Genomic DNA, 21,411 nt, shown 5'->3' on the forward strand with positions numbered 1-21,411 from the left:
TTGGTTCGCCAATGAAAATCAAGCTTTTCACTTTTTATTATCCCTTTGGAAATGAGGAGCAGTTCCTTCATGAAGAAATCATCTATCTGGTAAATCAAGGGGTTCAGATCACCGTTATACCCTTTGAGGTGAAAGGTGAAATGAGAAAATTACCATCAAGTGTGACGGTAGATAAGAGTATGGCCGAGAAGCTAAAGCAAAATTCAGAGCTAAAAATCTATCCGCTATTCCAGAGTTTTGGAGCTATTCTAAAAGCATTGTTTCAGCATAGAGTTCGAAGCTTATCCGGGCTGAGAGATGTGGTTGGTTTTGCGCATCATGGAAGGATTATTCGTGAATGGGCTTCTAACAACATACAAAGTGGTGATTTACTCTATACCTATTGGTTTGAGCGAATTACCTATGGGTTAGCAGAATATTTAAAGAAATGCAAGCTCAATAATATTTTGGTGAGTCGGGCCCATGGATATGACCTATATACCGAAAGGAGAAAGCACAACTTCATTCCTTTTCGAGAAAAGACGTTTCAGAGACTTGATCAGATTTTCACTATCTCGGAGGATGGGGAGGACTATTTAGTCGAGAAATATGGTTTCCAAAGTAAGATTCAAATAGCTTATTTGGGTATTAAGGACCATGGAATCTCAGAAGTTTCAAAGCAAGCTGATCTGGTGAGGCTCGTGTCCTGCTCATCCATCATTCCTCTCAAGCGGCTTGATTTAATTGCGCGTGTCATCAAGTTATTTTGCGAACAAAATCCATCTGTGAATGTTGAATGGAATCATTTTGGAGAAGGGAATGCCTCAGAAGTTGAAAAAGAGTTACTCACTCTTCCTTCCAACCTAAAGGTGAAATTGCATGGCAATATTCCAAATGAAAAGTTAATCTCCTTTTACAAAAACACATATGTAGATTTGTTTATAAACCTTTCCACCACGGAAGGTTTACCAGTTTCTATTATGGAAGCGATATCTTTTGGTATTCCTGTACTGGCTGCAGATGTTGGAGGTGTTTCAGAGATTGTAAATGATTCTACTGGTATACTTTTAAAGTCTACTTTTGATCTTGAAGAGGCTAATAAAGGAATTACGACCATCTTGAAGGGAAAGGATTTGCGAATAAGTACCAGGAAATTCTTTGAAGAAAACTTTGTTGGCGAACGCAACTATCATTCATTTTATACCCAGCTAAAACAGCTGAACTCATGAAGCAGAAGTATTTGGTTTTTGGAAAAGTTATCGAATTAAATACCATCGATAGTAGAGAGGGGAAATTGCTTCACAATGAATTATCGGTTTACCCATTAGCCACTCAAGGACCAGTAGACCTCCAAATAAACTATGTATTACCGGTTAAGTCAGGAGATGTGATCGGCCGCAATCCATCCACTCATTCTTTAAGAAATGATGGGTTTGATTTCACCATGGGACCGGTGACGATCAGTTATTGGTTTGAACAAAAAGATATTACCAGAATTGATTTTTCAATCAAGCGCTCATCCACTTTGATGTCTACCTTAAATAAGTTGATGAATATTCAATTTACGAATCACAAGGAGGCAATTGGACAATGGTTTCATGAGTTTGTGATTGTCCCGCTTGGGTTTGTATTGGATGGTAGAGCATTGCTTCACAGCTCGGCTGTAATGACCCCAGAAAGGAAGGCTATTCTGTTTGGTGGAACAGGAGGAGTCGGAAAAACATCTTTGGAAATAGAACTATGCAAGCATCAAGATTGCAGCTTTCTTACAGATGATATTTCATTTGTTTCTGATGATGGAGACATCTTCCCGAACCTTGCTTACCCTAAGATATATGGATACAATATTAAGGGTGATCCAAAAACGCGCAAGGAAGTTTTTAAGGGTAAAGGAGTTATTAACCGATTCTTTTTTTGGCTTCATTCACTACGGGGAGATCAATATGTAAGAAGACGAATGAGTCCTGCAGTTTTCTATGGAAAAGTGCAAAATGAAAAAGTAAGCATTCAATCATATCTGATCCTTTCTAAAATGGATGTGGATCGTATTGAATTAAAACCACTTGAAGTTGATAAAGCGCTTAACCTGAGCCAAAAAGTAATAGAACGTGAATACCAAACCTTTATTGATCACTTGGTTTGGCATGATTACAATTCAATCCTTGCAGACAAGGAACCCATTATCAGCGAGAAAAAGTTGTTGTCAAAAAATCAGACGATCCTTCAATCGGCACTAAATAAAATAGACAACATTTATCTGGTTAAGATTCCTCTTCACCTGCCTCATGCTGAATTTAAATCTCAGATGATTCAGGTCTTGAAAGACCACAAAATACTTTAAGCTGTCAGTGTTCCGGTTTTCACTTCAACAGCCAATCCGCCAAGGAAAACCAATAAAACCAAAATAGAACTCACCATCATCACTGTATTGCCAGTGAAGTAGGTCTGTGGCTTGAATTCAAATACTATTTCATGGTTTCCACTAGGAATTTCGAGAGCTCTTAGCACATAGTTTGCTCGAAGGATATCTACCTCGTTCCCATCGATAGTAGCTTTCCAGCCTTCCGGATAGTAGATTTCAGAGAATATCCCAAGTGCAGTTCCACCATCGATACTTGCTGTATAACTCACTTTGTTTGGAGTTTTATCAGTTAATTTAATTGAGCCTGTACCAGAAATTTGTGGCACTACAAACTTTGTCTGATCAATCAATGCCTGATTTTTTGTATCAATGGAACAAACGGTTGAAATCTCTTCATCCGGAGAATTAACAGGAATGACTTCCGATACCGTCCAGGCATTGCCATTTGCAAAACGATTTGCAAATACGGCATTTCTCTGAGTTCCGGCATACATGAATTTGGTATTTAACATATTCAGGACTTGTAGATTCGAGAAGTTCATCGACTGGCTTTGCAAAGTTTGAAATGCACTTTGAAGTTCAGATTGCAAACAGTAATCAATCAAATCCTGATACCTTCTAATTTTCGCTCCATGATAGCCACCAATTGATTCATGATAATAGGAAGTGCGGTTTTCATTGAACGGGTTTTGCAGATTCAAAACACGATCCCCGTAGTAGGCCTTAGAAGCAATCTCTTTGTCCACCTCCGTCATTTGAAAAAATTCTTTAGAGGGATCTTTCACAAACTTTTCCTCACCCAGGAATCGTTTTGTCAAGGAGAAGGAATCTACAAATACAAGAAAGGCTAAGCCTATCATAACCTGGGTGGTTTTCACTCTTTTCTTATAAATGGCCCATAATACAATCACAAAACCAACCACAAACATTAATGCTCTTAAACTATCCTTTATAAGCAAGGATTGACGATCTTCTCGTATGGCATCAATAAACCAGTCAGGAAGCTGTGAATCTACGGCACCTCTATAACCTAGTGCGCCAGAAAACATTAATAGTGCAAGTAGGAAACCACCTGTGATACCTAAAACGATGAAAATCTTTTTCTTTAGCTCCTGGTTCCAATCACGCCCAACCAAATTTTCCAAAGCTGCAAACCCCAGAAGATTCATAGCGAAAATGGTAATGATGATGGTGAAAGTGACCGAGCGAAATTTGTTGTATCCGGGTAAATAGTCAAAAAGAAGATTGTTGAATACTTCAAAGTTTTTACCCCAGCTCATCATGATTCCTAAGATCACTAAAGTGATAAGCCAAACCTTGTGTTGTTTGGATAACAAGACAATGCCTAAAATGAAAAGAATGATGGTGATTGTTCCTGCATAGTAAGGAGCTGTAAGTGGCTGGTCACCCCAGTAGGTTGGAATGGCTTGAACTTGCTGTTGGATTTGAGCTCTATTATATCCAGCACCTCGCAATGCATCTGCAACAGCAGATTTAGTTGATAGTTCTTGCTGAGACGATCCTCCAAAAATATTTGGAACAAACAGGAATAATGGTTCAGCAATACCATTGCTGTATCGGAATGCATATTCCTTATCCAATCCTGACGAAGCTTGCTGATCGGCTTTTAATTCAGATTTTCCCCGAATGGTGTACTTGCTGTATTCCAGTGTAGTAGCCAATCTTCCATAGTTTGCTCCAACAGCCAGAATAGCTGCCAAAATCATGAGCGATGCTTTTACTGCAAACGGCTTGTAATCTTTGGCCTTGATCACTCTCACAATTTCATTGATCCCGTAAGCCAAAACAATGATGGCCAGGTAATAGGTAATCTGAGGATGCCCGGTTTTAATTTGAAGTCCCAATGCCATTGCGGTTAGCCCAAAACCCAACCATTTTTTACCCAAAAAAGTTAAATGAATCCCAGCCAGTACAAGCGGCATTAGTGCGACAGCAGCAATCTTAGCGTTATGTCCTGCCATTATTCCAATAATGTTGAAGCCATTGAGACCAAAAGCAATAGCTCCGGCAGCTGCTATGAGGGGTCTCACCTTAAACGATAATAATAGAATGTAGAAGCTGACCAAAGAAATAAACAAGATAGCAGCCGGATGGGACATACCTAAACCGAAAACCCGATATACATGCTTTAGTAAATCCCCTGAAAATTGTACTCCTGTCAGGTAAGCTGGCATACCACTAAACATGTATGGATTCCATAATGCCTCTTCGCCAGTACCATCACGGTGCATGATTAATTGATTGTTTCCACCTTGCCCTTGAAGAATATCGTGTTGGTTGATCTGTTTATTACTAATGAAAGAAGGGTAATGGACTAGTAGAGTGATGACCAAAAATCCAAGGATAATTAGTCCATGAGTCAGTAGGTTTTTCTTTAGGGCTGAATTCATTTTGGTAGGTTAATTTTTAAGTACCGTTCAAAGGTAGAATGAATGATTTTATTGATGTCGGTAGAGATGTTAAATCGATAAATCAGGAAAATAAATACCACAACTGTAAGAACAGATCGTATGGTAATATTAGTAACCGGATGCAAACCAGGCTGAAAGTAATATGCTCCTATGGTTACAATCACTCCAATAAATGCTAAAGGGATGTGTGATCGCATGAAAGGATGCAAACCGAATTTTATTTTCACAAAAACCAGCTTCAAAAATATGTGGAACAGGATGGCAATGAGATAGCTAATAGCTGCTCCGTTTAATCCCCATTCGGTGATGAGAAAAGTATTTAAGATGACTAGTACTGCAGCAGAAGTCAATTGAAATATAAGGTTGTATTTATAGCTTGGAGAGAAATTGATAATCTCACCTGCGAAGCTCGAAACCATGATGGCCAGCTTAGCAAAACACACGCCAATGACCACCCAAAAACCTGCTTGAAAAGCTGATCCTTTTGGTATAAAATCAAACAAATCCTGCAGGTTGGTGGCGATACCAATGAAAAACAGCAGACCAATCACCGACATGGTAATCGAACTTCTTTTATAAAGCTTATCAACCTCCTTCATATTGCCATTCTCAAATTCACTTGAAATAATAGGGGCAACAACTTTGGCCATATTCCTGCGTGGCATTTCTACAATAAGGGCGATGAAGAAGCATGTGGTAAAAATACCATTCATATCCGGTCCTAGAATGGCGGTTATCTGATCGTAACTCACATTGTTTATCAATGCAAAACTTCCTGCAAGCGCCATGGAATATGAGCCAAACTTAAGAAGCTTCAACCTCCACTCTCTGGTGATAATGCCAAATGAGAAGTTGAACCTGAACCCATGATATAAGATCAGCTGAAGAAAGAGAAACACAAACGCAAGGAAGTATGTCAGCCCAAGCCCAACCACGGCAGCAGAAAAATCCCACCATCCGATTGCAAAACCGAAAACCAATAATAGCGATCCTACTCTCAGATAAATGTCCCGCAGGAACGACGGAAAGACCACTTTCATAATGGTTCTGCTGTAGCTAAAAAATAGATCGAAGAAGCTATTGGAAAGGATGATAATTGCTGTTATGGATAAAAAATCAATGTAGGTTGGTGCTGTTTCGATATAGCGAGCGGCAATCAAATCCTTCATTAGATATCCTATAAACAGTACAATTGCATTTCCAATGATCGTTACCAGAAAGAGAAAACTGAAAAACCTGTTTTTATCCTTTTCTTCAAACACTGGAAAGTACTTGAGATAGGAACTCCCCATTCCAAAAGACGAGACTGGAGAGATGATCATGGCATTTGCTGTGATCAATGTGAATAGCCCAATTTGTGACAAGTCAAAGTATTCAGCACGTAAATACAACGTATTCACATATCCTACAATGACTCCCAAATATGAGATCACCGTTCCCCAAAAACTCTGTTTGATAACTACACCCACTTCATTGTAATTAGAAGAACCACAATTTAATTGAAAGTGCCACTACCATCACCAGTAAAATCATCCGAATCAATTTATCGCTTTTCTCCACCGACCAGCGGCTGGCAATCCATCCACCTGTTGCATTTCCTATTGCCAGGACGAGCCCATATTCCCACCTTATTTTATCACTCAAATAAAAAACAATGAGGGCCGCTACTGTGTAAGTAAGCGCTACAAAAACTTTAATGGCATTTGTTTTGGCCATTCTGAATCCGTGGACTGCTGTTAGGGAGGCAATAATTAGAAAACCGACTCCTGCCTGAATAAACCCACCATATATGCCCAGGAAAAAGAAAATGATCACACTTGTCCAGACTTTTTTTCTGGATAGCATCTCAGAAGCTTCTTGCTGAACTTTAGGTTTGAAGATGGTAATTCCCATTACCATTAGCATGATAACCGCCAGAATTTTATTGAAAACCTCCTCGTTGATATCGACAGCAATTTTGGAGCCGATAATCGCTCCAATGATTGCAGGAATAGCTACCCATGCAGCAAATGGAAATATCCTGACTCCCTTGCTTTGGAAGCCCGCAACCGAAAAAATATTTTGAATAAAGATAGCCACGCGATTTGATGCATTGGCTTCTGCCGATGGCAATCCGAGAAAAATTAAAAGTGGTAGTGTGACTAATGACCCTCCTCCTGCAATAGTATTTATGAACCCGGCAAATATGCCGGCAGAGATCAAAAAAGCCCCTTCGAGAATGGTCATCTTTAAAGCTTGTATTCTGTGAGGTTGCAATCTAATTCATCGCTGCATTCCGCAAGCAATTGCATTTGAGTTTGATTGGTTTCAGGGTGCACTTCCATTGGACACATTTCGACCAAAGGGATGAGCGTAAACTTACGAGTTGGAATTCCGGGGTGAGGAATATTCAGCTCATCGGTGCTCATAATTTCATTATGGTAATAGAGAATATCTATGTCAATACATCGCTCGCCCCACTTTTCCTTCCTTATCCTTCCAAGTGATTGTTCAACCTCTAATATTGTTTTTAATAGTTCAGTTGGTGATTTTGAAGTTTCGATTTGTAGAACAACATTTAAGAACCAATCCTGATTCTCTTTTCCCCAGGGAGCAGTTTCATATATTGAAGATTCGTCGATCACCTGAATGCCCTGTTGAATTAAGAGATTTTCAGCCTCTCTTAGGTATTCCAACCGATTGCCCATATTGCTGCCTAGCAGGATATAAATTCCGTTCATATACTTTCTAAATCGAATGTTTGCAAACCTCGTCTTACTTTTGCGAATTATCAATACATACAAAGCAGGCTTTTGTCTGTAGTTTACAAAAGACAAACTAAAACGTATTAAAAAATATACATGGCTTTTTTAAGAAATCTTCTAGCCACAATCGTTGGCCTTTTCATTTTTACGATCGTCGGCTTTTTTATGCTGGTTGGCATTGTTGCTTCGGCATCCGCTGATGAGGCACCAACGGTGAAAACTAATTCTGTTCTTCACTTCCCTATGACCGGTATTTTGCAGGAAAAAGCTGTTCAGGATCCATTTCTTACTGCGTTTGCAGATGCTCCGCCCGTACACAGTTTACTTGATATTATCACTGCAATTAAAAAGGCAAAAACAGATGATAGAATCAAAGGAATTTACATTGAGCCAATGTATCTCGCAGGAAGTTATGCCGGATTACAGGAGATCAGGGACGCATTACTTGATTTTAAAGAGTCGGGAAAGTTTGTCTATGCCTATGGAGAATACATTAGCGAGTCTGACTATTATGTTGTTTCAGTTGCAGATAGTTTGTTTCTGAATCCTACAGGGGCAATTGAGTTCAATGGACTGGATGTGAATATTACTTTTTTGAAAGGCATGTTTGATAAGCTTGACATCAAACCTGAAATTTTTAGAGTTGGTGATTTCAAAAGTTACGTTGAGCCATACATCAGAAAAGACCTGAGCGAAGAAAACAGACTGCAGTATACGGAATTGCTGAATTCCATGTATTCCACCTATCTGGAAAATGTATCAAATTCTGTTCAAATTCCGGTGGATAAGTTGGCTGATATCTCAGATCAAATGAAAGTGAGTCTACCTCAGGATGCTGCTGATGTGGGGCTGTTACACAAGGTCGGGTATGAAGATGAGCTAAAAAGTGTGATGATAGAAAAGCTAGGTTTAGCTGAATCAAAAGAACTGAAAACTATGAAAATGAATAAATACATTCAGGCCATTGAAGCTGAAAGTAATTATTCAACGAATAGAATAGCTGTGATTGTAGCAGAGGGAGACATAGTGATGGGAGGAGATGAAGGAATCGTTGGATCGACGTATGCTGAAGAAATCCGAAAAGCTAGAAATAATGATAAGGTAAAAGCCATTGTCATGCGGATAAATTCCGGTGGAGGAAGTATGACGGCTTCCGACATGATCTGGAGAGAGCTAATGTTGACCAAAGGGAAGAAACCAATTATTGCTTCGTTTGGTGGTGCCGCAGCATCTGGTGGTTACTACATTGGTATGCCAGCTGATACCATTATTGCTCAACCCAACACCATTACTGGATCCATAGGAATTTTCGGAATGTGGTTCAATTTTGGTGAGTTTCTGGAAAACAAGATCGGTATCACACATGATGTCGTGAAAACAGGTGAATATTCGGATATCTATACCGTCACTCGACCTTTAAGAGATTCCGAGCGAGCGATCATTCAAAGAGGAGTGAACGAAGGCTATGAGGTGTTTACTCAAAAAGCAGCCGATGCAAGAGGTATGACACAGGAAGCGTTGAAGAAAATAGCCAGTGGCAGAGTATGGAGCGGCGAACAAGCCCTAAAGAATGGATTGATTGATCAACTAGGAAGTTTCAATGACGCCATAGAACTGGCAGCAAAATCTGCTGGCATTGAGGATGATTACTCTGTGTCGTACTACCCTAAACAGAAACCATTCATCGAAGAGGTACTGGAAAAGATGAGTGCAAAAGTTCAGTTCACCCTGTTTGGAATGGATACCGATCCTATGCTAAAGAAAGTTAAAGACCTAAATAACCTGAAAGGACTCCAGGCACGGTTGCCGGGCGATTTGGAGGTGAGGTAGTAATAATCCAATGCCCTCAAAATATAAACTAGCTTCTCACTCCGATCTTCCTGATTTGGTAGAGGTAAGTGGTGCATTATTTGATTATCTCATTAAAGAAAATCTAGCGAAGGAGTTCTTAGATGATGGATGGCATTACCTGTAGCTGGCTTATGATGGGGAAGCAATTGTGGGCATGACTTCAGGATTTCACTACGTTCACCCGGACAGAATCTTGCGTTGTTTATAAATGAGGTGTGAGTTATCAAATCTCATGAAAATCAGGACATTGCTCGCACGTTGGTCAGAAAGCTGGCGGATTATTTCAAAAGTGTGCTGGACTGTAAAAGCGCCTGGGTTGCTACAGTGGATACGAATATTGCGGCTCAAAAGGCGTTCGTTGCGACCGCTGGAAGGAGGCAAGAAGAGGGGTGTAGTGTTAGTTGAGTTCTGAAGTAATTGAAACTAACTTTTGGAAAGGTTCAAAAAAGCTTAATAACTAATGGTTAAAACATCCTCGCTAGGGAAGGAGAGGCGAAGGATTATTTTGGTTGAGTAGAATTAATAATCCTACTCCAGTTTATTGAAAAAAACCTCCTCAATCTGAATCAAGGAGGTTCTGGGTCTATTTTAATTTTATTCTTCCGGCATTAATACAATCTCAATCAGATTATCCTCGAGTAGGTATTTTTTGGCTGAGTTTTGAATGTCTTCAAGGGTAAGACTCTCTATAAATTCTTCATAATTGTAAAAAGTAGTGATATCCCGATCATTGGAATAGTAGCTAGATAGTTGATTTAACCAATACCTATTCTCTCTTAAGTTCTCTTTACGATCAATTCGCTGAGCTTCTTTGATTTCATTCAGGTCTTCTTCAGTGATTCCTTCATTTTTGATTTTCTCAATTTCACCGTAAACAGCACTTTTTAATTCGTTTACATTTTCTGGTCCGCACGGGAATGAAATTGTGAATGTATAGTTTTCATATGGACTTTCACTCATATAGCCTCTCGCACCTACGCCATATACACCACTTTTTTCTTCACGTATGAGGTCTATTAGGCGGTTGGTCATTACTTCACCAAGACTTCCCAAAATATAAGCTTCCTCTTCATCATATGGTGCTACTCCCTTGTAGTTAATCGAAACCTGACTTTTTGGATCTGTTCCTTTATTGATCACTTTTTCCAGTTTACCTGCAGGTGGTCTTATTCCAAGATCTTCCCACATTTCATCTTTTTCTATAGTTGGAATACTAGCCAGGTATGTTTCTAAAAGAGGTTTAATTTCTTCCTCATCGAAATTACCCACGAAGAAGAATACAAAATTTGTCGGGTCAGAAAAGCGTTCTTCATAGATATCATACGCCTTATCCAGGTCAATATTGGACAGTTGTTCTGCTGTTGGAAACCCAACTCTTGGGTGATTATTACTTAATATCTTAATGGACTCATTCTGGAAGTAGAACTGAGGATTGGACATCAAGTTTTGATATAACATCGTATTTCTCATCTTATAAGACTCAAAACTTTGAGGGTCTTTTCTTGGGGATGTAAAATACAAGTGGATCATTTGCATGAGTGTCTCCATATCCTTAGGAGCTGCATTTCCATTGAATCCTTCATTATAGGTGCCAACATATGGGTTCACACGCACAGTCTTGCCCGAAAACAGTTTATCAAGATCTGTTTTAGAATAATCAGCTACACCACTTTCTCCAACAATATTTCCTGAATAGGTTGCGCTTTCATATAAGTCATCTTCATACAGCGAGTGTCCCCCATGGCTAAAGGCTGACATCAATACTTCATCATTTTTGAAATCAGTGGATTTCAAAACTACTTTTACCCCGTTTGAAAGAGTTAACTCAGTTGCATCAACTACTTCAAGTTTTGATGTTTTGGAGATTGCTCCTTTTGTTGGTTTGGATGGCATTAGTTCTGATCCAGCCACCTCATCTGTATATGCTTCTATCTTGTTATTTTCAATTTCTTTAAGAAGAGCCAATACATTTTCTTCAGTTACCTCCGGATTCTCCTTTTCAGGCCCTGTTATCACCACCACCCGATCACTATCTTTAATCCATTTCGGAGCGTATTTATTAATTTCATCCAATGAGATATTTTCGAATTGCTTTTCGGCAAACTCGTAAGCGAATGAAGGCGAAACAATGATTGATCCATTGAGAAATGATGAAACATATTGAGATGCAAGTCGACGACTTTCTGTTTTGTCGTCCTCTTTCATTTGTTGTTCCAGGTTGTTAAGTGTTCTCTTTTTCGCCCGTTCCAGTTCGCCATCGGTGAATCCATGTCGTCTGACCCGTTCATTCTCTTCTACAAGGGCTTCAAGGCCGTTCATGATACCATCTTCACCTACCATAGCAAAAGATGAATAGGTTTTCTTGGTTCGCACCATTCGTCCGTACCCGGTGCTGGCAAACACAAATGGGGGCTCACCTGATTGTCTTAGCTCGTTTAAGCGTTGATTTAGCATGCTATTAAAAAGGTCGTAGGTTAGCTCTCGCCGGTAATCATTCAGTGTCTTTTCATCAGACTGGTCGTTTTGTTTATAAACAAGCTGAACTTGAGTGAATGGAGCCTCTTTGTCTTGCTCGATTGCTACATAAGTTTCCTGATGGCTTGGTACCTCAAACTGGTTTCTTTCTTTCGGATCATCAGGATTTTTTAATTTTCCGAAACGACTCTTGATTTCATTTTCCATTTCATCAAGATCGATATCGCCAACAGCAACAATCGCCATCAGATTTGGTCTATACCAATCCCGATAGAAGCTGCGAATGGTCTCATAGCTGGCATTCTCAATAACTTCTTTTTTACCGATAGGTAAACGCTCTGCATATTGAGAATCTTTGAACATGACAGGGAACCATTTATCCCTCATTCGCTGATTGGCACCTTGTCCGAGCCTCCACTCTTCAATGACAACACCGCGCTCTTTATCTATCTCTTCTTCCGAAAAGTCCAGACCACTGGCCCAGTCTTCCAATACCATGAGCCCTTTGTCAAGAACGGCCGGATCACCGGTAGGAATCGGAAGCATATATACCGTTTCATCGAAGCTGGTATAAGCGTTTAAGTCCGCTCCAAACTCCACGCCGATAGATTGCAGATAGTTGATGAGTTCATTCTTTTTGAAGTTCTTACTCCCATTAAATGCCATGTGTTCTACAAAGTGAGCAAGGCCTTGCTGATCATTGCTTTCCAAAATGGATCCGGCATTTACAACTAACCTGAATTCAATTTTATCTTCTGGCTTATTGTTCTTTTTTAGGTAATATGTAAGACCATTTTCCAGTTTCCCTATCCTAACACTAGGGTCTGATGGGATAGGACTTGTAAGTGGGCGATCAATTTCGCCTGAAACTTCTTTTTCTTGACCGAAAGAAACTAGGCCAAGAATAAAGCATAAAAAGAAGCATAAAAGCTTCGTTAAGTGATTAGGATTCATAGTTGTTAAATGATTTAAGTGAAGAATTAAGTGGTTTGTAAAAGAATAGCTAGTTATAAGTATTCCAAATGCACAATTTAATACTTTTTAACTAGTTGTATGCAATGATATTTTTTCAATTTTATAAATGATATTCACTTTCCTACAACAATTTGTTTTCTTTACGCATCATCTTATTCAAAAATTAAAATCACTATGAGAAAAGTATTTGCATTAATCACACTAATACTTTGTGTATCACTCATGGCACAAGAGAAACGATTCTTTATGCCAAAAGAGATGCAGAAAGCTTATAAAAACGGTACCAGATCATATGATGGTATGCCTGGAAAAAACTATTGGCACAATACTGTAGACTATGATATAATAGCTTCAGTAGATCCTGAGACAAGAAGTATCAATGGAGCATCTATTATCAAATATCAAAATAATAGTCCGGATGATCTATCTGCGATTGTGGTTCGTCTTTATAATGATGTGTATAAGAAGGGAAACACTCGGCTCACAACAATAGATGAGCGTGATGTGAATGATGGTATCACATTAAACATGGTACAGGTAAGAGGTGATTCCATTGATTTAGAAGGTAGTTCAGTGACTCGGAGTGGAACAAACTTATTCTTACGACTTGACGAGCCGGTAAAAAGTGGAGAAAGCATAGAACTTGCTATCAACTGGGAAACGGTAATACCATATACTAATAGAAGGACAGGAGTGGCTGACAGTACATCATTTTTTGTAGCTTACTGGTATCCGCAAATTGCCGTGTACGACGATGTGTTTGGATGGGATACTCAGAACTACACATTCCGAACAGAGTTTTACAATAACCTGGCAAATTTCAGTGTTGAGTTTTCGGCACCTGAATCATTTACTATATGGGCGACAGGCGTCCTTCAGAATCCTGGTGATGTTTTCAATAATGATATTCTCGACCGCTACAACACTGCATTAACAGCCACTGAACCACTAGACATCATTGGTGGTGATGATCTTAAGGATGGTTTTGAGCATAAATCTGGTACATGGAAGTTTAAAGCAGATGAAGTGCCTGACTTTGCATTTGCTATGAGTGATCATTATGATTGGAATGCTGCCTCCCAAAAAGTGAATGGTGAGGATGTGTTGATCAGTTCGGTATATCCTACCGGCAATCCTCAGGCCTTTGCGGCTATGACCCCCAATCAGCAAAAAACAATGAAGCATTTTTCTGAGGACATTCCCGGAGTACCATATCCATACCCTCGATTTACTACCTTCATTGGTCTTGGTGGGGGCGGAATGGAATTCCCAATGATGGCCTACAATGGAGGTCCCGGACTAGGAGTAACCGTACACGAAATGTTTCACATGTATTTTCCAATGTATGTTCGTGTGAATGAAAGAAGGTTTGCATGGATGGATGAAGGTTGGGCAGATTACGTCACTTCACTGGTAACGAACCGGTTTTTCCAGAATGACAGTTCTGACCTGTTTACCAACTACAAAGGAAGTGTTGGTGGCATGCAGGGGCAGTATGAGGACTTACCACTTTTTTCTTCTTCACAGTTTATGGATGGAACCAACTACGGCTACTCAGCATATTCATTACCTGCGTTCATCTATTCTGTGCTTCACCAGCATTTAGGTGATGAAATGTTTTTTAAGGCATATAAAGAGTATATCAATCGATGGGCAAAGAAATCACCGATTCCATTTGATTTCTTCTATACATTCGAAGATGTTAGTGGTCAGGATTTAAGTTGGCTATGGAAGCCGTGGTTCTTTGAGTTTGGCGCTCCTGATGTGAAAATCGGAGAACTGAAAAAAGACAAGCTTACCATCATCAACTCAGGAAGCCGCCCGGTCCCTGTTAAAGTGGATGTAAATTATAATGATGGAACTGACTTTTCTACAACACTTTCGTCTAAGGATATTTATGGTAAGAAAGAATTCGAAGTAACAATTCCTGAATACAAGAAAATTGAGACCATAGCTGTTAATGCGAGTGTTCCGGATTTGGATGATACCAATAACTTTTTTCCTTCCCTTCAGGAACGTATGGCAAGTGTGAATATTCCTGAATCAATTCTTGGAACCTACGCCATTGCCAACTTTAATATCAATGCGATATTGGAAAAAGAGGACGGTCTGGTAAAAGTGAAAGTGCCAGCGGCAGGGATGAACATGGTGGTTTTACCGAAAGAAGACAAGTGGCAGTCACTTGATGGACAGGTAATCATTGTATTCGATGAAAGTGGTGATAAGACCAGTATGAACATGGAATTGAAGCAATTTGGTGTGACTGTACAAGGCACAAAGGAATAATCACTAGATAATGCCCTCCCGAATTATTGGGAGGGCATTATTTAGTAATCCACGTATTGGAACTTCATTTCAGACCGATTTTCCAAATCTTCGCCTAGCTCTTTATGATCTTCATCCCCTTTTTCGCTAAACCACCTAACCATAACCATGGCACCCATGGCCTGTTTTTCTTTCAATTCCAACATCATTTGATATAAACACTTCATGGTGCCCGTATCAAAGTGCTCTAGTTTGATTTCTACAATGAATGTGGGGACTGTAGTGTTTTTTATCTGCTCAATAAATGGCAAATAAAAATCCTGTACATCTCTCATTGCTGACCTACCTTCAATTTTTATTAATCCTGTGTTTGGATTAAATCTTATATTTGGTATTACATCTTCATTCGCTGACATGTGGATGGTGGTTTATTGGCTTTAACTCTTCAAATTTATCGGATTACGCTGACTTGAAAAATAGCATTATTTTAATGAAATTTTCTATCCAGAATAAATGGCCTTAACCCCACATTGGAGATAAAAAAACAGCACGACGATTAAAATCTGGATACGTCAAAGTTTCATGGAGTAATGAGTTTGTTTCATAAAAAAGGGCAGCAAAACGCTGCTCTTTCGATTTATTGTTTCATATTTTTTCTTAAAGCGTACCCGCTTCTGAAGATTCCTCTACAGGAGCCTCTCCTTTTAGGAACTTATCCAAAAAATCTTTGATCTGACCATACCCTTCAATTGCATTTTCATTTTTACGGAAACCGTGACCTTCGTCATCAAAGATGACATATTCTACAGGTACACCGTTGGCGCGTACTCCTTCTACAATTTCATCTGACTCCACTTGTAACACCCGAACATCATTGGCACCCTGAAGAACCATGAGCGGCTTGGTCACATTTTGCGTATGAAAGAGTGGAGAGATTTCATAGAGACGCACTGAGTCTGCTGTGGTTGGATCACCGAGTTCATCATAAAGTGCTTTTCTAAAGCTTTCCCAATAGGGAGGAATGGATTTCAGGGTTCTCAACCAGTTGGTTACACCGAAGATATTTACACCCACATCAAATGCCTCCGGCTCAAATGTAAGTGCGGCCATGGTCATATATCCCCCATACGATCCACCAATGATGCCGATTTTCTCCATGTCAACGACACCAGTGGAAGCAAAGAAGTCTTTACCAGCGACACAATCTTTTAGGTCTTTGTCCCCATGGTTTTTGTCATCCAGGTGATTGAATTTCTTTCCATACCCGCTGCTTCCGCGGTTATTTACTGCCAGTATTGCATAGCCGTGATTTACAAGGTATTGATTCAGCGGATCATAGTTAAGTCTTGATTGCCCACCCGGACCACCATGTACTCTAACGAGTGCCGGTACTTTATTTCCTTTCGTTGCTTGTTTTGGTTGATAGTAAATAGCAGGAATCTCTAACCCGTCAAAGGATTTGTAGCGAACCACCTGGCCCTCAACCAGGTCATTTACATCAATCTCAGGATTGAGCGTATTCGTCAGTTTTTTCAATTCTTCCGTTTCAAAATTGTAAACATAAATATTGCTTGGAGATGCGGACGTGCTTACGGTCAGCCGTGCAAGCATTTCGCTTTTTGAGATATTGACGGATGAAATACTGCCACCTTCAATTTCCGGTAATTGAACTTCTTCTCCGCTTTCCTGATTGAAGATTTTGACCACCGTCTTTGCATCTTCATTGATGCCAATCACACGGTATTTTTCATTCCAGGAATCATACGCGTACCACACATCCCAGTCTGTAGCGAAGATGGTTTCCACCTCTCCGGTTTCCAGATCTCTTTTGGCGAGGTATACGAAATCAGCCCCTTCGTCTGTGGTGTAATACAAACTTGAATTGTCTAAGCTGAAAAATTGAGGATTATAGGTTGCATCGCCTTCATGCACTGAGATATCTGTTTTCTCACCTGATTCCCTGTCATACAAATACATTTTTCCGTCGGCACTGGTAATCGCTTCGGTCAGCGCATAGAATCGTTCATTAGGTGAAATGGCCCCCACATCCAGCCCATCATTGTTTTGATAAATAATTTCGCTCACAGGCATTTCATCATCCATGGATGAGATTTGCATTTCATAGATATCCATGTAGCGAGGATCTCTTTTATTGGAAGTCAGGTACATGCTTTGCTCATCCCGACTCCAACCCCAAAATCCATTGCGGATGCTGTCTCCGGGAGTCAGGTCCTTGGATTGACCTTCAGTCGACATCATAAAAACCTTGTAGTTTTCATTTCCACCCTCGTCAAATGAAAAGATGAATCGATCATCATTTGGGAAGTAGGTCTGACCAAAATAGGACTCTTCCGTAGAATTTGTTAATTGCACTTTCTCTCCTGTTGCAATGTCTACTTCGTACACATTGAAGATGCCCGTTTCATTACTGTTGATCAACAGCTTTGACTCGTCCGGTGAGAAGCTGCCTCCACCAATGCTTACATTCTCATAGAATTGAGCGATGGTGTAGTTCTTGACTTCAGGAACTTCTTCTTTAGAGGTACAAGAGGCTAAAATTGATAGTGCAAATAGTTTAGTTAGGAGTTTCATATTTTGATAGGATTTGGTTACTTCTTTTAAGATAAACAATTCGGAAGGCTATAAATAGAAAAAAGCAGCCGAGCGGCTGCTTTTTAGTATAGATGTTCATTTTAGAGTGTCAGGATGATTCTCCCAACGCGGCTTTTTTTGTATTATCATCCGGATTTCTATCGATTAGCTTATTTAATGGATCTATGCCAGCAGATGATGGTTTTTGATCTACCTCTACCTGTATAGAGGTTTCATCTCCGGTAAACAGATGTTTTTTAAGATAAATCAACTTCTCCTTGCCTTTTTCATCACTCGAATAAATACCGACATCAATCCAGTCATTGATGGTTATTTGTGTGGAATAGCCCAGACTGTCAGATTCCATTTTTTTTGTATTTAAATCCAGAGTGACGGTGTATTTATCAGCACTCACTTCCTGATAGGTCGCTTCATCTACTTTATTCTCGTAAAGAATGATTTTGTCAAAGAAGTCAGTTATTACCCCCTGGAGGCTATCAGCCGTTACGTCCCTTAGGTACCTAATTAAATCAATGGTCGTGGCATATCTTCCATTTCGTTCCATGGATCCAAAACCCCAATCATTAATCAATCTATTAAGTGCCACGTTGACGCTATCCTCTCCAATGTAATCCTGTAATGCGTACATGATATTGGCGCCTTTTCCGTAGTGGATGTAGGCCTGATTTTCTGCCAATGCGAGTGGCATTTCTTTTTTCTGCTCCGTTGTTCTTCCTCTGAGATACCTGTTGAGTTCTTCTTTGAGGAATTCTTTTAGGTGCTCCTGAGGATACTCCTGCTTCATAACCATTAATGCAGAGTATTGAGAAAGTGTCTCGGAAAGAACCGCACTTCCCTGGACATTTGCTGGGAAAAGTTGATGACCCCACCACTGGTGGGCCAGCTCGTGAGCGGTCACAAAGTACGTTACATCCACATCATCCTCTTCTTCCACTTTAACCATAAATCCAATGGCTTCTGAGAATGGGACCGTATTGGCAAATGACTGTGCAAAGGAAGCATATCTTGGAAATTCCAGGATCCGCATCTGTCTGTATTGATAAGGGCTGAAGTTTTCCGAGAAGTACTTGAAGGAGTGCTTCATGCCTTTCATCATGCTTTCCAGGTTGTATTCGTGCCCCGCATGGTAGTAGATTCCAAGATCAATGTCTCTTGTCACCGAGTCATTCAATGCGATTGTGGTTTGATCTTTAACCACCTCATAACGGGCAGAAACAATGTTGAAGAATGGCATCATCGGCTGATCCATTTTGTAATGGAAGTATCTTCTGCCATTTTCTTCCCATTCCCTTTGAAGGTAACCGGGAGCTATGGCTATCTGATCAGGCACAGTTCCTATGACGATTTCAAAGTCCACTCCATGTGAGTCGTCACTGATGAAATTCTGACTCAACCCGATTGGATTGTCACGCTTCATCATACGTTCTTTTGGCTTCAGGTCATTGTCTTTCCGGTCATCATCACTCGCCAATTCATTACCGGAATTGTATCCTAAACTCGGAAAACTGCCATTATTTAGAAATGTACCATTGAAGACGATGCTTGTATTTGATCCGGATTCCTTGAATCCTTTGGTGTCATAGACGTACTTAAAGTTTAAGGTAATCGAATCCCCGGGCAGTAACGGAACTGCCAACTGATGGACGTAATATCGATATTCATCATAATCTTCCACAATCGTCGTTGGCCGACTAAAAGTCACAGTCTCATAGGTAAGATCCTCGTCCAGCCCCAATTGTAAATGGATATTTTCGATTGGCTCATCTTCAAAATTTTTAAGGGTGTAGGCGCCTTCCATACTATAGTCACGGTCATATGGATATATCTCACTCTTGACACTAATCGATGTGACTTTCGGCTGCTTGAGAAATTCGTACTTTTTCAAGGTACGTTCATAGTCAGCCTGTAACGCCTCTTGCTCATCAGAATTCCGGTAGGTGTTTTCAATATTGGTGTTGTAGAAAATGTAACATCCGGACATGATGAAAGTAAGGAATGTGGTAATGATGAGCGTTAGTATGGGTCTTGAAAGTCTCAGTTTCCCTATGTGCCACCTCCATTTCATTGCTGCTTCTGATCCTCTCACCGCAAAGACCACCGCCACTCCAAATAGGAAAATGCTGAATGCCAGCCAATACAGATCAAACCAGGAGAAGCTGGTAACGAAATGTCCAAAACCATTCATTTCAGAATAGGTACCCAAACTCGCACTTCCAAATTGGAACAGGCTGTGTTCAAATCCTAGCAGATCTAGGACGCCTGTAGCGATGAAGAATACAATCACCACCGCGTGTCCAAGAAACTTATTATTTACCATTACCTGGACGAAAAAGGCCAGGAGTGAAAACAAGACCACAAATGAAAGTGTCTCTGTAAATAAGGTGTAGAAGTAAACCGGTAGATCAAATTTATAATATCCCTTAAAAGCCTGTATCAGCACCCCGGAACCGATAAGGAAGAAATTGAGCACAATGAATACGAGTATCAGCCCTAAAAACTTACTGACCAGGCTGATAAAGTCCGGCATAGGAAGGGCATCCTGAATTAAGTGGATTTTTACGTCACGTTCTCGCCAAACCAGTTCGCCCGAATAGAATACCAGAATAATCAGAAAGAATAGCCCAAAGGAATTTGTGATCAACTCCACCATCAGGTAGGTGGTGGGGTAGGTATAGGTTCCAAAAACCCTTCCGACAAAGAAGGAATTTACAATCATTAGAAACAGTCCAAACCCAATAATGGCTTTGAACGGAATACTCCGAATGACAGTCTTGAAGTAAAACCAGGTCTGCTTTCTTAGCTGTAACAAATACTTGTTAAAGCCGAAGTTGAAATTAACAGTAGGAATTGAAACGTTGGTTTTCGATGCACTTTCCGCTTTGGCAGCTTTCTTCTTGAACCAGGACTTTCTCACCACATTAAAGCTGAAGGAGAAATAGCCTACAACTAGTGTGATGATACCGATGGCCACCCATATCATTCGATTCCAAAAGACAATTCCTGTAAATGGAACAACCATGCTGTTTTGCTCAGCTACCGTCCAGTATTGAATCTTGTTTTGAATGGTGCGAATGGCAAATGGATCTACGAGTGCTGCTATCGTGCGATTGTCTACTTCCTGAGTAAGTATGAGCGCTATCTGGTATACCGCAAATAGCAAAATCCATTGTGCATATACCGTAACCATTTTTCGTGAAAGCGCACCTGTGATGAAAAATAGTGCGCTCGAAAAGAAAAGGTTAGGGAATACAATAGTTGCAAACGGATGGAGGTAGTGATAGAGGTTAAAAGGGAGCATTTTGTCTTTATCAGGATTAAAAAGCTCTCCTAGCATGAACCCGAGCATCATTCCCACAAACACGAATAATACAACAAGGAATGATCCTAAAAACCGACCAACCAGATAATCAAACTTGGTAATCGGTGAAGTGAAGAGCATGGACTCTGTGTTATGTTCAAAGTCCCTGAGAACGGCAACTCCCATAATAGCCGAGGTGATCATCATCATGATACCGGACAGGATGGCCATCATATTTGCAATGGTGGTAGGAGAGTTTTCCTTCACCAATCCTGACCCACCCCCAACTTGAATGATATCTGTACTCATTGTCAGTACAGCCATCAGAAAAAGTATTGCAAAGTAGACATAGGTGGCAGGCCTCTTTTTACGATACTGAATTTCGAATTTTAATATTTTAAACCACATGATTTTATT

At 40.1% G+C, this 21,411-nt stretch carries 14 protein-coding genes; 6 read left to right on the plus strand and 8 right to left on the minus strand.

Features of this window, described 5'->3' with window-relative positions:
- Positions 1 to 11: 11 nt before the first annotated feature.
- Both RIC88_RS19305 and RIC88_RS19310 read left to right on the plus strand, forming a co-directional pair.
- Entirely contained in the window at positions 12 to 1,208 is a 1,197-nt protein-coding gene (locus RIC88_RS19305) for a glycosyltransferase (protein WP_350219219.1), read from the plus strand.
- Entirely contained in the window at positions 1,205 to 2,320 is a 1,116-nt protein-coding gene (locus tag RIC88_RS19310; protein WP_350219220.1) for a hypothetical protein, read from the plus strand. Before RIC88_RS19305 ends, RIC88_RS19310 begins: the two co-directional genes overlap by 4 nt.
- On the opposite strand, the gene RIC88_RS19315 is transcribed toward RIC88_RS19310, so the two are convergent.
- Genes RIC88_RS19315 through folK form a run of 4 tightly spaced genes read right to left on the minus strand, consistent with a single transcriptional unit; the run spans position 2,317 to position 7,493 of the window.
- Positions 2,317 to 4,752 (minus strand): YfhO family protein, encoded by a 2,436-nt coding sequence (locus RIC88_RS19315; RefSeq protein ID WP_350219221.1) that lies wholly within the window; start codon positions 4,750 to 4,752, stop codon positions 2,317 to 2,319. The genes RIC88_RS19310 and RIC88_RS19315 overlap by 4 nt on opposite strands.
- A complete protein-coding gene (locus RIC88_RS19320) occupies positions 4,749 to 6,242 on the minus strand; it encodes an oligosaccharide flippase family protein (RefSeq protein WP_350219222.1) in 1,494 nt (497 codons plus the stop codon). The genes RIC88_RS19315 and RIC88_RS19320 overlap by 4 nt, the downstream gene beginning before the upstream one ends.
- A 10-nt stretch (positions 6,243 to 6,252) precedes the next feature.
- Entirely contained in the window at positions 6,253 to 6,999 is a 747-nt protein-coding gene (locus RIC88_RS19325) for a sulfite exporter TauE/SafE family protein (RefSeq protein ID WP_350219223.1), read from the minus strand.
- Positions 7,000 to 7,001: 2 nt separating this feature from the next.
- Positions 7,002 to 7,493, minus strand: coding sequence for a 2-amino-4-hydroxy-6-hydroxymethyldihydropteridine diphosphokinase (folK, locus tag RIC88_RS19330; protein WP_350219224.1), 492 nt, complete (start codon positions 7,491 to 7,493; stop codon positions 7,002 to 7,004).
- Between the two features lie 120 nt (positions 7,494 to 7,613).
- Between folK and sppA the strand changes: the two genes are divergently transcribed.
- The 3 genes from sppA (at position 7,614) to RIC88_RS19345 (ending at position 9,773) form a co-directional block, all read left to right on the plus strand.
- The gene (gene sppA / locus RIC88_RS19335; RefSeq protein WP_350219225.1) at positions 7,614 to 9,347 is read left to right on the plus strand and encodes a signal peptide peptidase SppA; all 1,734 of its coding nucleotides are present in this window, start codon (positions 7,614 to 7,616) and stop codon (positions 9,345 to 9,347) included.
- 10 nt (positions 9,348 to 9,357) lie between these two features.
- The gene (locus tag RIC88_RS19340) at positions 9,358 to 9,492 is read left to right on the plus strand and encodes a hypothetical protein (protein WP_350219226.1); all 135 of its coding nucleotides are present in this window, start codon (positions 9,358 to 9,360) and stop codon (positions 9,490 to 9,492) included.
- 98 nt (positions 9,493 to 9,590) lie between these two features.
- The gene (locus RIC88_RS19345) at positions 9,591 to 9,773 is read left to right on the plus strand and encodes a GNAT family N-acetyltransferase (RefSeq protein WP_350219307.1); all 183 of its coding nucleotides are present in this window, start codon (positions 9,591 to 9,593) and stop codon (positions 9,771 to 9,773) included.
- 189 nt (positions 9,774 to 9,962) lie between these two features.
- Here the strand turns inward: RIC88_RS19345 and RIC88_RS19350 are convergent, their stop codons facing one another.
- Positions 9,963 to 12,797 (minus strand): M16 family metallopeptidase, encoded by a 2,835-nt coding sequence (locus tag RIC88_RS19350; RefSeq protein WP_350219227.1) that lies wholly within the window; start codon positions 12,795 to 12,797, stop codon positions 9,963 to 9,965.
- 195 nt (positions 12,798 to 12,992) lie between these two features.
- On the opposite strand from RIC88_RS19350, the gene RIC88_RS19355 reads away from it, so the two are divergent.
- Complete coding sequence (locus RIC88_RS19355; protein WP_350219228.1) at positions 12,993 to 15,104, plus strand: M1 family metallopeptidase; 2,112 nt, start codon at positions 12,993 to 12,995, stop codon at positions 15,102 to 15,104.
- 41 nt (positions 15,105 to 15,145) lie between these two features.
- On the opposite strand, the gene RIC88_RS19360 is transcribed toward RIC88_RS19355, so the two are convergent.
- The 3 genes from RIC88_RS19360 to RIC88_RS19370 form a co-directional block, all read right to left on the minus strand.
- A complete protein-coding gene (locus tag RIC88_RS19360) occupies positions 15,146 to 15,499 on the minus strand; it encodes a SiaC family regulatory phosphoprotein (protein ID WP_350219229.1) in 354 nt (117 codons plus the stop codon).
- A gap of 241 nt (positions 15,500 to 15,740) precedes the next feature.
- A complete protein-coding gene (locus tag RIC88_RS19365) occupies positions 15,741 to 17,675 on the minus strand; it encodes a S9 family peptidase (RefSeq protein WP_350219230.1) in 1,935 nt (644 codons plus the stop codon).
- 109 nt (positions 17,676 to 17,784) lie between these two features.
- Positions 17,785 to 21,402, minus strand: a complete 3,618-nt coding sequence (locus tag RIC88_RS19370) for an ABC transporter permease/M1 family aminopeptidase (protein WP_350219231.1) — start codon at positions 21,400 to 21,402, stop codon at positions 17,785 to 17,787.
- Positions 21,403 to 21,411 lie beyond the last annotated feature (9 nt).

The sequence above is a fragment of the Ekhidna sp. genome (genome assembly GCF_040220215.1).
GTDB lineage: Bacteria > Bacteroidota > Bacteroidia > Cytophagales > Cyclobacteriaceae > Ekhidna.